This is a genomic window from Ectopseudomonas oleovorans, from assembly GCF_029845265.1.
In the GTDB taxonomy this organism is placed as follows: domain Bacteria; phylum Pseudomonadota; class Gammaproteobacteria; order Pseudomonadales; family Pseudomonadaceae; genus Aquipseudomonas; species Aquipseudomonas oleovorans.
Genome location: NZ_JAOCLK010000028.1, coordinates 24,723 through 38,467, shown reverse-complemented (window position 1 = coordinate 38,467; position 13,745 = coordinate 24,723). Strand labels below are relative to the sequence as shown.

The window sequence follows — 13,745 nt, the reverse complement described above, 5'->3', positions numbered from 1 at the left end:
CCGTGCGTTTTCTCCCCGCCAACCTCGATACGTTGCTCGTCGAACTGGCCGATCTCGACGAAACCCTGGCGCTGTTCGCTGCACTGCAGGCCGAGCCCATCGCCGGGGTCGAGGAAATCGTCCCGGCGGCCCGTACCCTGCTGATCCAGTACCGGCCCAGCGCCATCGACCGCCAGGCATTGATCGACGATCTCGCCGGCCGCGACCTGAGCCGGCGCAGCGCCCGCGACAGCCGCTGCGTGGAAATCCCCGTGCACTACAACGGCGAGGATCTCGACGAGGTCGCAAGCCTGCTCGGCATCAGCCGTGAAGAAGTGGTGCGCCGCCACACCAGCGCCGATTACGAAGTGGCCTTCTGCGGCTTCGCCCCCGGCTTCGGCTACCTGACCGGCGGTGCCGACTTCCAGGTGCCGCGCCGGCAGACCCCGCGTACGCGCATCCCGGCTGGTGCCGTGGCCCTGGCCGGCAATTTCAGTGGCATCTACCCCAAGGCCAGCCCCGGTGGCTGGCAGATCATCGGCGTCACGCCGTTGCAGATGTGGGATTTGCAGCGCGACGAGCCGGCTCTGCTGCGCCCTGGCTACAAGGTGCGTTTTGTGGATGCCGGCCCGCTGCCGGCAGGTGGTCTGCCCGCCCATAAACAAACGACAGCCAGCAAGCCGCCGGCCGGTGCCCATCTTGAAATTCTCAGCCCCGGCCTGCAAACGGTGCTGCAGGATCTTGGCCGCGCAGGTCATACCGACCAGGGCGTGTCGATGTCCGGCGCCCTGGATCGCGGTGCCCTACGCGCGGCCAATCGCACAGTGGGCAATGACTCGGCCTGCGCCTGCCTGGAAGTGGTGCTCGGCGGTCTGAGCTTCCTCTGCCACGGTCGCACGCTCATCGCCATTACCGGCGCGCAAACGCCCATCACCGTCACCACTGCCAGCGGCCTGCAATGGCAGCCCGGTAATTACCAGCCCATCGAACTGGACGACGGCGACCGCGTCAGCCTCGGCGCGCCCCAGGCCGGGCTGCGCAGTTACCTGGCGATTCGCGGCGGTTTTCAGGTGGCGCCGGTGCTGGGCAGTTTGTCCTATGACAGCCTGGCACAGGTCGGACCGCCGCCGCTCAAGGCTGGCGACCGTCTTGCCTTCGACGCAATCAGCGCTGGCACCAGCGTCTCTATCAGCGAAGGCCCGGCATTCGAGCTGCCGACCAGCAAGGACGTGATCACCCTGGATGTAGTGATGGGCCCGCGCAGCGACTGGTTCACCCCGGCGGCCATCGAACGCCTGAGCAGCCAGCTGTGGCGTGTCACCCCGCAATCCAACCGGGTCGGCATTCGCCTCGAGGGCGAGGTGCCGCTGGAGCGCTGCAACCATGACGAGTTGCCCAGCGAAGGCACTTCACTGGGCGCCATCCAGGTGCCCGCGAGCGGCCAGCCGGTGCTGTTTCTCGCCGACCACCCGCTGACCGGCGGCTACCCGGTGATCGCCGCCGTGGCCAGCCACCATCTGGATCTGGCCGGGCAAATCCCGATCAACGCGCAGATTCGCTTCAACCCAATCGAGGCGTTCGCCGAACTGCAGGCCGACGTACTCCTTACCACTGCCGACGCGAAAGAGATCCCATGAAAAAAGTATTGATCGCCAACCGTGGTGAAATCGCCGTGCGTATCGCCCGCGCCTGCCGTGATTACGGTGTAGCCTCCGTGGCCGTGTACGCCAATGCCGATATCGACGCCCTGCATGTGCGCCAGGCCGACGAAGCCTATGGGCTGGACGGCGAGCGCCCGGCCGACACCTACCTGAACATCGACAAGCTGCTGGCCATCGCCAAGCGCGCCGGTGCCGATGCCGTGCACCCCGGCTACGGCTTTCTCTCCGAGCGTGCCGACTTCGCCCGCGCCGTACAAGGCGCCGGGCTGATCTGGATCGGCCCGAACCCGGAAACCATCGATGTGCTCGGCGACAAGGTCGAAGCTCGCAAGCTCGCCCAGCAGGTCGGCGCGCCCCTGGTGGCCGGCACGCCCGGCCCGGTGCAGAGCGCCGCCGAGGTGCTGGCCTTCGCCGAACAGCATGGCCTGCCGATCGCCATCAAGGCCGCATTCGGCGGCGGCGGACGCGGCATGAAGGTCGCCTGGCGCATGGACGAAGTGGCCGAACTGTATGCCTCGGCGGTGCGTGAAGCCGAAGCCGCCTTCGGGCGCGGCGAATGCTTCGTCGAGCAGTTCCTCGACCGCCCGCGCCACATCGAAGCCCAGGTGATCGCCGATAGCCACGGCAACGTGGTGGTGGTCGGCACCCGCGACTGCTCGCTGCAACGCCGCAACCAGAAGCTGGTGGAAGAAGCGCCAGCACCGTTCATCACCGATGAGCAGCGCCAGCGCATTCACCAGTCCGCCCACGCCATCTGTGCGAAGGCCGGCTATGTCGGCGCCGGCACCGTGGAATACCTGCTCAGCGCCGATGGCACACTGTCATTCCTGGAGGTGAACACCCGCCTGCAGGTCGAACACCCGGTCACCGAGGAAACCGCCGGCGTCGATCTGGTCATCGAGCAATTGCGCATTGCCGACGACCTGCCGCTGTCGTTCAGTGAAACACCGACGCCACGCGGCCACAGCTTCGAGTTCCGCATCAACGCCGAGGATGCCGGCAAGGGCTTTCTGCCCACCCCCGGCAAGATCAGCGAATTCCGCGCCCCGAGCGGCCCCGGTGTGCGCCTGGACAGCGGCGTGGAAAGCGGCTCCAGCGTGCCTGGCACCTTCGACTCGATGATGGCCAAGCTGATCGTCACCGGCGCCACCCGCGAACAGGCCATCGCCCGCGCGCGCCGCGCCCTGGCCGAGTTCCAGATCGAGGGCATCGCCTCGGTACTGCCCTTCCACCGCGCGGTGATGGATCACGACGATTTCACCGGCGGGCACTTCGCCGTGCACACGCGCTGGATCGAAACCGACTTCGCCAAGCAGATCACCCTGGCACCGCGCACCTTGCCAGTGGCCGGAGAGGCGGTGCTGCGCACCTTTATCGAGATCGATGGCAAGCGCCATGAACTGGGCCTGCCGAGCGCGCTGCTGCAAGGCCTGGCGCCATTGGGAGGTAACGTCCAGGCGGCGCCTCAGGCCTCGGCACATGCCGCCGAAAAAGGCCTGGTCAGCGCACCGATCTCCGGCAACCTGCATGCCTGGCTGGCCGAGGACGGCGCCCAGGTCAAAGCCGGCGACGTGATCGCGGTGATGGAGGCGATGAAGATGGAAACCCAGGTCACCGCGCCGACGGACGGCACCCTGCGCATTCGTGAGCAGGCCGGCGCTTATCTGGACGCCGGAGCGGCGCTGGCCAAGCTCGAGGGCTGAGATCGGCCCCAGGTATCACTGCGCTCCACCCAGGCTGCGGTTTGTCTGTAGGAGCCGGCTTGCCGGCGATGCTCTTAAAACGTATCGCCAGCAAGCCGGCTCCTACATCAAAACGACTTATGCTGCCTCAGCGCGAGCCCTGTTCCGCCAGCGCCACGGCCTTGAACATGGCGCGGCGCTTGTTCAGGGTTTCTTCCCACTCCAGCGCGGGCACCGAGTCGGCGACGATGCCGGCGCCGGCCTGCACGTGCAGCTCGCCGTCCTTGATCACGGCGGTGCGGATGGCGATGGCGGTATCCATGTTGCCGTTCCAGGCGTAGTAGCCGACTGCACCGCCGTAGACGCCGCGTTTGACCGGCTCCAGCTCGTCGATGATTTCCATCGCGCGGATCTTCGGCGCACCGGACAACGTGCCGGCCGGCAGGATGGCGCGCAGGGCATCCATCGAAGTCAGGCCTTTTTTCAGCTCGCCGGTGACGTTGGAAACGATGTGCATGACGTTGGAGTAGCGCTCGATGACCATCTTCTCGGTCAGTTTCACCGAGCCGATTTCCGAGACGCGACCAGTGTCGTTGCGGCCCAGGTCGATGAGCATCAGGTGCTCGGCGACTTCCTTGGCATCGGCCAGCAGATCTTCTTCCAGCGCCAGGTCCTGCTCCTCGGTGGCGCCGCGCGGGCGAGTGCCGGCGATGGGCCGCACGGTGACCAGGTTGTCTTCGACGCGCACCAGCACTTCCGGCGACGAGCCGACGACGTGGAAGTCGCCGAAGTTGAAGAAGTACATGTACGGCGTCGGGTTGATGCAGCGCAGCGCGCGGTACAGATCGATGGGCGCGGCCTTGAACGGAATCGACATGCGCTGGGAAATCACCACCTGCATGCAGTCGCCAGCGAGGATGTAATCCTTGATGGCGCTGACCGAGCGTTCGTAGTCCTCGCGGCTGAAGCTGGAGCGGAACGCCGGCTCCGCGCCTGCCGGCTTGTTCAGATCCACACCCAGACGCGGTGTGAACGGCTGACGCAGCTTGTGCAGGATGTCCTGCAGCTGCTGCTGACCACGCTCGAAGGCGTCCGCCTCGGCCGGGTCAGCCAGCACGATGGCGTGCATCTTGCCCGCCAGGTTGTCGAACACCACCACGGCATCGGAGACGTTGAGCAGAATGTCCGGCGTGCCCAGCGCATCGGGGTTCCCCCCGGCAGCCAGCTTGGGCTCGACGTAACGCACGCTGTCATAGGCGAAGTAACCGACCAGGCCACCATTGAAACGCGGCAACCCGGCGATGGTCGGCACCTTGTAGCGCGCCTTGAACTGCTCGACGAAGGCCAGCGGATCGGCGCACTCGTGACGCTCGACCTCGACGCCGTCGGTGGTGATCACCACCTCATGTCCGTGCACACGCAGCACGGTGCGCGCCGGCAGGCCGATGATCGAGTAACGTCCCCACTTTTCGCCGCCCTGCACGGACTCCAGCAGGTAGGAGTTGGGCGCATCGGCCAGTTTCAGGTAGATCGACAGCGGCGTGTCGAAGTCGGCGATGGTTTCGCAGGCAAGCGGAATGCGGTTGTAGCCTTCAGCGGCTAAACGCAGGAATTCTTCATGGGTCATGATCAGCCTCATGGCTCGGGGTAAACGGTCGGGTGCAAACGGGCCGCGCAGCGGCGGCAGGACGGGATCAGGCGCGCCAGCGCCAACGGGCCAGAGCCTTGATCACTTTCATCCAGAGTTTGCAGCTGACCACCACGGTGCGATCTCGACAGGCGGGGAATAGGGAGAGCGACCAAGGTAGCGCAGCCGCTCAGGCTAAGCAACCCGTAGGAGCCCGCTTGCGGGCGATCAACCGAATCATCGCCCGCAAGCGGGCTCCTACGCACAAATGCGATTACAGCAACTCAGCCAGGCTATGGACCACCAGACTCGGCTCTTCCTCGGCAATCGGGCGACCATGGTTGTAGCCATAGCTCACTGCGATGCACGGTACGCCCGCAGCGCGCGCGGCCAGCACGTCGTTGCGCGAGTCGCCGATGAACAACGCTTGCGCCGCCTCCACCCCAGCCAGGCGCATCACCTGCAGCAACGCCGCCGGGTCAGGCTTCTGCTGCGGCAAGGTATCGCCACCAATGATCCAGCGGAAATAACCACCGAGGCCGACCTGCTCCAGCAACGGCGCGACGAAACGCTCCGGCTTGTTGGTCACCACGGCGAGTTCGACAGCCGCCGTGCTCAGCGCTTCGAGCAGCTCATGCACACCGGGATAGAGCGCGGTCAAGTGATGACAGTCGGCGTAGATATCGAGAAAGCGCGCCAGCGCCTCTTCCGTCTCGGCTTCACCCACGGCCGAATGATCCAGACCACCGGCCAGGGCACGGCGCACCAATACCCGTGCGCCATTGCCGACCCAGTCACGGACCTTTTCAACGCCAGCAGGTGCACGCCCCATTTCGACCAGCATGCGGTCAACGGCTTCAGCCAGGTCAGGCACCGAGTCAATCAGCGTGCCGTCCAGGTCGAACATCACCAGGCGCGGCAGCTCACCGGCGCACAGCGCGCGCAGCGGTTTCATCCACGCACCTGGGCCAGTTCGGCACGCATGGCGTCGATCACGGTTTTGTAGTCCGGCTGGTTGAAGATCGCCGAGCCGGCGACGAAGGTGTCGGCGCCCGCCTCGGCGATCTGGCGGATGTTCTGCACGTTGACGCCGCCGTCGATTTCCAGGCGGATCTCGCGACCGCTGGCGTCGATCAGCGCACGCGCTTCACGCAGCTTGTCGAGGGTGCCGGGGATGAACTTCTGCCCGCCAAAGCCGGGGTTGACGCTCATCAGCAGGATCATGTCGACCTTGTCCATCACGTACTTGAGCACGTCCAGCGGAGTGGCCGGATTGAACACCAGACCCGCCTTGGCGCCGCCGGCCTTGATCAGTTGCAGCGAGCGGTCGACGTGCTCGGAGGCTTCCGGGTGGAAGGTGATGTACGAGGCGCCGGCCTCGATGAAGTCGCCGATGATGCGATCCACCGGCTTGACCATCAGGTGTGCGTCGATCGGCGCGGTGATGCCGTACTTGCGCAGCGCCGCGCAGACCATCGGGCCGATGGTCAGGTTGGGCACGTAGTGGTTGTCCATGACATCGAAGTGGACGATGTCCGCACCGGCGGCGAGTACGTTGTCCACTTCTTCACCCAGGCGGGCGAAGTCGGCGGAAAGGATCGACGGGGCGATGGCGAAGGGTTGCATGGCGCACCTCTGAGAACCGATTTGGGATCTCGCGAGCTAGAGCCGGGCTAGGCAAAAACTGGCGAGAACGTAACGAAGTGAAGTAACAGCCGCAGGCTGGCCCGTAGGGGGAGCGCAGCGAATCAAGCGGAGTTTACTGAAGTAAATGAGCATTCCGAGCCTGTTTTTAACGACGGCTGGCCGACGCGCAGCAGATCGCAAACGGTTCGTAGTGCTGGATAACGGTGGCGCGCATTGTAACGGCTGTGGCGCCCTTGATCGACAAGCGCAGGAGACAGGACAGGGACCGTGGGAGGGGCTTTAGCCGCGTCTGGCCTTGTGCCAAGCCAGTCGCAGCTAAAGCCCCTCCCACAATAGCGACCTGATTCAAATACCGCCGAGGCAGAGGTACTTAATCTCCAGGTACTCATCCAGGCCGTACTTGGAGCCTTCGCGGCCCAGCCCTGAAGCCTTCATACCGCCAAATGGCGCTACCTCGTTGGAGATCAGCCCGGTGTTGATGCCGACCATGCCGTACTCCAGCGCTTCGGCGACACGGAAGGTGCGCCCCAAGTCGCGGGTATAGAAGTAGCCGGCCAGGCCGAACTCGGTGTCGTTGGCCTGGCGTACCACCTCGGCTTCGTCGTTGAAGCGGAACAGTGGCGCCAGCGGACCGAAGGTTTCTTCACGGGCCACACGCATATCAGGGGTGACGTCGGTGATGACCGTCGGCTCGAAAAAGTGCCCGCCCAGCTCATGCGCCTTGCCGCCCTGCAGCACCTTGGCGCCCTTCTCCAGCGCATCGGCCAGATGCGCCTGCACCTTGGCCACGGCATTACCGTCGATCAACGGCCCAATGACGACGCCTGCTTCATCACCCGGGCCAACCCGCAGTTTGGCCACGGCCGCAGCCAGCTTTTCGGCAAAGGCATCGTAGACGGCCTCGTGTACATACAGGCGATTGGCGCAGACGCAGGTCTGCCCGGCGTTGCGGTACTTGGCCACCAGCGCGCCTTCGACCGCTGCGTCGAGATCGGCATCCTCGAAGACGATGAACGGCGCATTGCCGCCCAGCTCCAGCGAAAGTTTCTTCAGGGTCGGAGCGCATTGCTCCATCAGCTTGATGCCAACGCCGGTGGAGCCGGTGAACGACAACTTGCGCACGATGGGGTTGGCGCACAGCTCGGCGCCGACTTCGCGGGAACGCTCGGCATCGGCCGGCAGTACGCTGAACAGCCCGGCCGGGATGCCCGCGCGCTCGGCCAGCACAGCCAGCGCCAGGGCACTGAACGGTGTCTGCGGCGCCGGCTTGAGCACCATGGCGCAGCCAGCGGCCAGCGCCGGACCGGCCTTGCGGGTGATCATCGCTGCCGGGAAGTTCCAGGGCGTGATCGCCGCGGTCACGCCAATGGGCTCCTTGGTCACGATCAGGCGCTTGTCCGGCTGGTGGCCTGGGATGGTGTCGCCGTAGACGCGCTTGGCTTCCTCGGCGAACCATTCGATGAAGGATGCCGCGTAAAGCACCTCACCGCGCGCCTCGGTCAGCGGCTTACCCTGCTCGGCCGTCATGATCCGCGCCAGATCTTCCTGATTGGCCAGCATCAACTCGTACCATTTGCGCAGCCGCGCCGCGCGCTCCTTGGCGGTCAGTGCGCGCCAGGCCGGCTGAGCAGCCTGGGCGGCCTCGATGGCGCGGCGGGTTTCGTCGGCGCCCAGGTTGGGCACGAAACCCAGCGATTGGTCATTGGCCGGGTTGAAGATTTCCGTGGCACTCCCATCGGGTGCATCGCACCACTTGCCGTCGATATAGGCCTGGTGGCGCAGCAGATCGGGATCGTTGAGTTGCATAAGTCGCTCCTGCAGTTGAGCGCACTCGGCGCCCAACTGACATATTCAATCGAAAGGAATCACTCGGCCGGCGGCAGATCCTTGGTGAAGGTCTGGTCGTTCTCGCCACGGAAGAAACGGGTGCCGTAGATCAGCAGGCACAGTCCCAGGCCGATGGCGAATGCCCAGCCGGCACCCTTGATCGCCAGTACCGCGCCGATCACGCCGGCAATGCCCAGGTCACGCTGGCTGCGCACCTCCATGATGCCCAGGCGCACGCTGACGTAGCCCTGGATCAGCAGGGTCAGCGCCAGCGCCACACCGAGAATCGGCTGCACCAGGGTCACCACCGGCAACAGCAGCAGACCGGTGTTGGTGCCCCAACGGAACGAGCCGACGCCGCCGTAGATGGATTTCATCGCCTTGGCGCCACCCTTGAAGCGTTCGGTGATCACCACCTGCATGGCGGACCACTGCGGACCACACATGGCCACGTCCGGCCCGAAGATGCTCATGAAGGCATTGCGCCCACCGAAGATCAGGTGCGAGCGGTCGGGGTTGAAGTCGACCTTCTCGTCACGGCGCACATGGTCGGCTTCGCCGAGGATCGCCTTGGCGCCGAGCACGTCGCCGAACACCACCAGATAGGCGGCGAACACGGTGGGAATGGCGGTGATGAACATCATCAGCGGCGGCATGCCCAGACCGAACACCGTGTATTCGTTGAACAGGGTGACGAAGTCCGGCTGGCTGATGCCCCACTCGATGCTGGGCCAGGGTGCCTCACCGAAGATCGGCGCGACGATCACCGCCAGCAGGATGATCGGGAAGATGCCCAGCTTGGCGAAGTTCCACCAGAAGCGGTTGCGCTTCTTCAGCTCCTGGAAATGGATGGAAAACACCAGGTAAAAGGCGATGCCGATGGCAATGGAAATGGTCCAGGGGAAGGCATCGAAACGGCCGCCTTCCTTGAACACCGTCACCACCGCACTGAGGCCGGCGCCCATGATGATGCCGGCCTTGAGCGCGGAAGGCACCAGCGACACCACCTTGCGCGCCATGCCCGTCATACCGAGGCTGATGGAGAATATCCCCAGCATTAACTGGAAGGCAATCAGCGCATGCACCCGCTCCGGGCCCTCCGGAAACTGGCTGCAGTAGGCCATGAGCAGTGGAATCGCCGGGGTGATCCAGCCGGGCACCACGGGATCACCCAGCAAGTGGTGAGTGAGGTAGAGCAGGCCATTGAGTATGACCACCGCCAGCGCCACCTCGAAGGGCATGCCGAGGAATTCGGTCATCAGCGGAATCGCCGCCAGATCCACCGCGCACATGAGCAGGCCCTGCATGTAGTCGGAGATTTCAAAGCGGTAATGAATGAAAGGCAGACGCACCTTGAATGGCCCCACCGGCCAGTAGGGGGCTTCCACACCAAGGTCTTGTTGATGCAGTTCGGACATTTGAGTCACCCAGCTTTATTAGAGTTGTATTTCAGCCGGCCCCAGTACACTGGGGCCTTTCATCTTCGTTGCGGTAATCAGTAGGCGGCGCGGTAGATCTGCTCGATATCGCCGGCCGTCAGGCGCCGCGGATTGTTGCGCATCAGGCGGTCGATCTTGCTGGCCTCTTCGGCCATGGCCGGGATGGCATCTTCCGGCACGCCGAAGCTGCGCATGCCCTTGGGAATGTCGACGCTGGCGCACAGCTCGGCCATGGCCTCGACGGCCAGGTCGGCGGCGGCCTTGTCGCTCAGGCCATGGGTTTGCACACCGAGAGCAGCAGCGATCTCGGCCATGCGCTCGACGCAGGCCAGCTTGTTCCAGGCCATCACGTAAGGCAGCAGCAAGGCATTGCTGACGCCATGAGCGATATTGAAGCGACCGCCCAGCGGATAGGCCAGCGCATGCACGGCGCCCACGCCGGCATTGCCGAAGGCCATACCGGCCATCAGGCTGGCGGTGGCCATGTCTTCGCGAGCGAGCAGGTCAGCCGGATTGGCATAGGCCTTGGGCAACGCCTTGGCGATCAGCTTGATGGCGCCGATGGCCAGGGCGTCGGTGATCGGCGAGGCATTCACCGACAGGTAGGACTCCACCGCGTGCACCAAGGCATCGACGCCACTGGCGGCGGTCACGCCACGCGGGCAGGTCAGGGTCATCAGCGGGCTAACCAGGGCCACGTCGGGCAGCAGGTAATCGCTGACGATGCCCTTTTTCAGTTGCGCCTGCTTGTCGGAGAGGATCGACACATTGGTCACTTCCGAGCCGGTGCCAGCAGTGGTCGGAATGGCAATCAGCGGCGGGCCTTTACGCTTGATCTGATCGACGCCGAACAACTCTTCCAATGCACCGTCATGCCCGACATAGCCAGCCACCGCCTTGGCGATATCGATGGCGCTGCCGCCACCGACGCCGATCAGGCCATCGTGGCCGCCGTCGCGATAGACCTTGGCGCAGGCTTCGACGATGGCGATCTCCGGCTCCGGCTCGACACCGTCATAGATGCCATAGCGGCGCTCGCCGAGTTGCTTGAGGACATGCTCGACCGTACCGGACTTGATCAGGATGGTGTCGGTGACGATCAGCGGATTGGTGATATTCAGTCGAGACAGTTCGAGAGCCAGTTGCTCCACGGCACCCTGGCCGGTCAGCAGCTTGTTGGCGATCTTGAATGCGGCAGTGTTCATCAGCAGGCCCCTTGTGCGTTGTTGTGCTGAGCGGGTTCGGGGCTTGCCATAGCCATTCCTGTGCCAGCTCGCCGAAAGCGGCGTGCTAGAAGGCTTGCGTCGATTTGTCACAGCGTGCAGCGGGTTGCGCTTGATCAGAAAACCAATCAAATGAGCCTTTTACGATCCATTTTCCAATCAACCCTGCTCCCAGCGCTTCATCTTCTGCACCAGGGTCGCCTGGCTCATACCGAGCACCTTGGCCGCTTCGCGGGTGGTCTTGTGCTGCATCAGCGCACGGCGGATGAGGCGCCGTTCAAGGTTCTCCACCTGCTTGCGCAATGGCAGCAGGTCGTCTTCGCCTGCGTCGCTGCGGGCGGTGCGCATCTCCTCCGGCAGGTCGAACAGCTCGATGCGTTCGCCACTGCAGGTGACCACCAAGCGCTCGACCAGATTGATCAGTTCACGAATGTTGCCGGGCCAGGCGTAGTCGGTCAGTGCATCGAGCGCTTCGAGTTCCCAGCTCAGCGCTCGACCATAACGCTGGTTGAACTCGGCCAGGTAGAAATCCAGCAGCGGCTGAATTTCCTCGGGGCGCTCGCGCAAAGCGGGGATGTGGATCGGCACCACGTTGAGCCGGTAGTAGAGGTCGGCGCGAAAACGCCCCTCGGCGACCATCGTGCGCAGGTCATGGTGGGTGGCGGTGATGATGCGCACGTCCACCTCCTTCAACTCCAGGCCACCAACCGGAATGAAGCGGCTCTCCTCGATCACCTTGAGCAGCTTGACCTGCAGCGGCAGCGGCAGATCACCGATCTCATCGAGAAAGACCGTGCCCTGGTGCGCCAGTTCCAGCAGACCGCGCTTGCCCTTGCTGCCGGCGCCGGTAAACGCACCCGGTACGTAGCCGAACAACTCGGCCTCGATCAGGTTCTCCGGCAGCGCACCGCAGTTCAGCGCCAGAAACGGCTGCGCCGCGCGCGGGCTGCTCTTGTGAATGTACTGGGCGATCAGGGTCTTGCCGACGCCGGTTTCCCCTTGCAGCAGCACCTTCACGTCGCTGGCCGCGACCTGCCGCGCCTGCATGAAGACTCGCCCCGAAGCCGGCTTGTCGGCGACCGGGGAGGCATCGAGCAGGTCGTCACGCTGACCGGCATGCAGCTTGGCCGTGCTGTTGCGCAGCTGCTTGAGTTGCTGCAGCTCGTCGCGCTCGTGCTTCATGCGCAGCAGCTCGGTCATGTCGCGCACGGTACTGACCACGTAGCGCACGCGTCCATCGGCGGCGAAGATCGGCGTACCACTGACCAGCAGGCGTTTGCCCTGGCTTACGCTCTGCATCAGCGACAGCGCCTTGCCTTCCTTGAGCACACGCAAGGACACCGACTGCGAGATCACACCCTGCTCTACCAGCGCCTGCATGTGCTGGCCGACGACATCCTCGGCACGCAGCCCGGTCAGGCGCTCATAGGCACTGTTGACCTTTAGGGTGATGCCATCGGCGTCGGTGATGTAGACGCCATCGTGCAACGCGTCGATCAGTTCACGAAAACCGGGATCATCGAAGTCCATCTGGCCGCCTTGTTGGGACAGGAGAAACTGCACATTCTACGCCCGAAAACGAGCAAGGCCCCGCCGGTTTCCCAGCGAGGCCCTGAACATACAACTGCGGCGATCTATTCCGGCATCGAAGTGCGTAGCTTCTCGCTACGCCCACGCAGCCACTCCAGAGTCAGCAGCAGCAACACCGAGAAGCCGATCAGCAGGGTCGCCGCGGCAGCGATGGTTGGCGACAGGTTCTCGCGGATGCCGCTGAACATCTGCCGCGGCAGGGTGGCCTGCTCGGGGCCGGCGAGGAACAGGGTCACCACCACTTCGTCGAACGAGGTGGCGAAGGCGAACAGCGCACCGGAGATCACGCCCGGCGCGATCAGCGGCAGGGTCACCCGGCGAAACGCCGTCAATGGCGAGGCGCCGAGACTGGCGGCGGCACGCACCAGGTTGTGGTTGAAGCCCTGCAGCGTCGCCGACACGGTGATGATCACGAACGGCACGCCGAGCACTGCGTGCACCAGGATCAGCGACAGGTAGCTGTTGCCCATGCCCAGCGGGGCGAAGAACAGGTAGCTGGCAACACCGATGATCACCACCGGGACGATCATCGGCGAGATCAGCAGGCTCATCACCAGGGCCTTGCCACGGAACTCGCCACGGGTCAGGCCAATGGCGGCCAGGGTGCCGAAGACCATGGCCAACAGGGTGGCGGCCGGGGCGATGATCAGGCTGTTCTTCAGTGAGCGCATCCAGTCGGCGGACATGAAGAAGTCTTCGTACCAGCGCAGCGAGAAGCCCTGCAGCGGGTAGACCAGGAAGGTTCCGGAGTTGAACGACAACGGCACGATCACCAGCACCGGCAGGATCAGAAACAGCAGCACCAGGCCGCAGAGAATGCGCAGACCGTAGTACCAGAGGCGCTCGACGGGGGACATGTAGGGGCTGAGCATGGCTGTGACTCCATTTAGCGTTTAGCTCCCCTCTACCATTTATGGGAGAGGGGCTGGGGGAGAGGGCGCTCTTCATGCGCCCTCCTCCCGTGTTCGGTTACCGAGAAGCAGTGGTGCCGAAACAAGCACCCTCTCCCGCCCTTCGGGCACCCTCTCCCATAAATGGGAGAGGGGCATCAGGTGGTCTGCTGCGCAGAC

General features: G+C 64.4%; 10 protein-coding genes. 2 read left to right on the top strand and 8 right to left on the bottom strand.

Annotated elements, in window-relative coordinates; genetic code table 11:
- Nucleotides 1–2: 2 nt before the first annotated feature.
- Both N5J71_RS14855 and N5J71_RS14850 read left to right on the top strand, forming a co-directional pair.
- Nucleotides 3–1,616 (top strand): 5-oxoprolinase subunit B/C family protein, encoded by a 1,614-nt coding sequence (locus N5J71_RS14855; protein ID WP_279917155.1) that lies wholly within the window; start codon nucleotides 3–5, stop codon nucleotides 1,614–1,616.
- A complete protein-coding gene (locus tag N5J71_RS14850; protein WP_279917154.1) occupies nucleotides 1,613–3,343 on the top strand; it encodes an acetyl/propionyl/methylcrotonyl-CoA carboxylase subunit alpha in 1,731 nt (576 codons plus the stop codon). Before N5J71_RS14855 ends, N5J71_RS14850 begins: the two co-directional genes overlap by 4 nt.
- Before the next feature lie 127 nt (nucleotides 3,344–3,470).
- Here N5J71_RS14850 and trpE read toward each other — a convergent pair whose 3' ends face one another.
- From trpE to N5J71_RS14810, 8 genes are all read right to left on the bottom strand, one after another.
- Complete coding sequence (trpE, locus tag N5J71_RS14845) at nucleotides 3,471–4,949, bottom strand: anthranilate synthase component I (RefSeq protein ID WP_279917153.1); 1,479 nt, start codon at nucleotides 4,947–4,949, stop codon at nucleotides 3,471–3,473.
- Between the two features lie 274 nt (nucleotides 4,950–5,223).
- Nucleotides 5,224–5,904: a phosphoglycolate phosphatase gene (locus N5J71_RS14840; protein ID WP_424960574.1), complete on the bottom strand. Its 681-nt coding sequence runs from the start codon at nucleotides 5,902–5,904 to the stop codon at nucleotides 5,224–5,226.
- Nucleotides 5,901–6,575, bottom strand: a complete 675-nt coding sequence (gene rpe / locus N5J71_RS14835; RefSeq protein WP_128578673.1) for a ribulose-phosphate 3-epimerase — start codon at nucleotides 6,573–6,575, stop codon at nucleotides 5,901–5,903. The genes N5J71_RS14840 and rpe overlap by 4 nt, the downstream gene beginning before the upstream one ends.
- Before the next feature lie 366 nt (nucleotides 6,576–6,941).
- The gene (gene gabD / locus N5J71_RS14830; RefSeq protein ID WP_003463511.1) at nucleotides 6,942–8,402 is read right to left on the bottom strand and encodes an NADP-dependent succinate-semialdehyde dehydrogenase; all 1,461 of its coding nucleotides are present in this window, start codon (nucleotides 8,400–8,402) and stop codon (nucleotides 6,942–6,944) included.
- A gap of 59 nt (nucleotides 8,403–8,461) precedes the next feature.
- Nucleotides 8,462–9,841 carry a hypothetical protein gene (locus N5J71_RS14825; protein WP_279533869.1) on the bottom strand — a complete coding sequence of 460 codons (1,380 nt, stop codon included), beginning with the start codon at nucleotides 9,839–9,841 and terminating at the stop codon, nucleotides 8,462–8,464.
- Nucleotides 9,842–9,918: 77 nt separating this feature from the next.
- A complete protein-coding gene (locus N5J71_RS14820) occupies nucleotides 9,919–11,067 on the bottom strand; it encodes an iron-containing alcohol dehydrogenase (protein ID WP_116620067.1) in 1,149 nt (382 codons plus the stop codon).
- A gap of 177 nt (nucleotides 11,068–11,244) precedes the next feature.
- Nucleotides 11,245–12,615 (bottom strand): sigma-54 interaction domain-containing protein, encoded by a 1,371-nt coding sequence (locus N5J71_RS14815; RefSeq protein ID WP_279917152.1) that lies wholly within the window; start codon nucleotides 12,613–12,615, stop codon nucleotides 11,245–11,247.
- A gap of 104 nt (nucleotides 12,616–12,719) precedes the next feature.
- The gene (locus tag N5J71_RS14810) at nucleotides 12,720–13,547 is read right to left on the bottom strand and encodes an ABC transporter permease (protein ID WP_084340945.1); all 828 of its coding nucleotides are present in this window, start codon (nucleotides 13,545–13,547) and stop codon (nucleotides 12,720–12,722) included.
- Nucleotides 13,548–13,745: the final 198 nt, after the last annotated feature.

Bases quoted from the DNA above. Each gene is read 5' to 3' on its own strand.
- N5J71_RS14815 (WP_279917152.1), bottom strand. From the start codon at position 12,615: ATGGACTTCGATGATCCCGGTTTTCGTGAACTGATCGACGCGTTGCAC.
- rpe (WP_128578673.1), bottom strand. From the start codon at position 6,575: ATGCAACCCTTCGCCATCGCCCCGTCGATCCTTTCCGCCGACTTCGCC.
- N5J71_RS14840 (WP_424960574.1), bottom strand. From the start codon at position 5,904: ATGAAACCGCTGCGCGCGCTGTGCGCCGGTGAGCTGCCGCGCCTGGTG.
- N5J71_RS14850 (WP_279917154.1), top strand. From the start codon at position 1,613: ATGAAAAAAGTATTGATCGCCAACCGTGGTGAAATCGCCGTGCGTATC.
- N5J71_RS14825 (WP_279533869.1), bottom strand. From the start codon at position 9,841: ATGTCCGAACTGCATCAACAAGACCTTGGTGTGGAAGCCCCCTACTGG.
- N5J71_RS14820 (WP_116620067.1), bottom strand. From the start codon at position 11,067: ATGAACACTGCCGCATTCAAGATCGCCAACAAGCTGCTGACCGGCCAG.
- N5J71_RS14810 (WP_084340945.1), bottom strand. From the start codon at position 13,547: ATGCTCAGCCCCTACATGTCCCCCGTCGAGCGCCTCTGGTACTACGGT.
- trpE (WP_279917153.1), bottom strand. From the start codon at position 4,949: ATGACCCATGAAGAATTCCTGCGTTTAGCCGCTGAAGGCTACAACCGC.
- gabD (WP_003463511.1), bottom strand. From the start codon at position 8,402: ATGCAACTCAACGATCCCGATCTGCTGCGCCACCAGGCCTATATCGAC.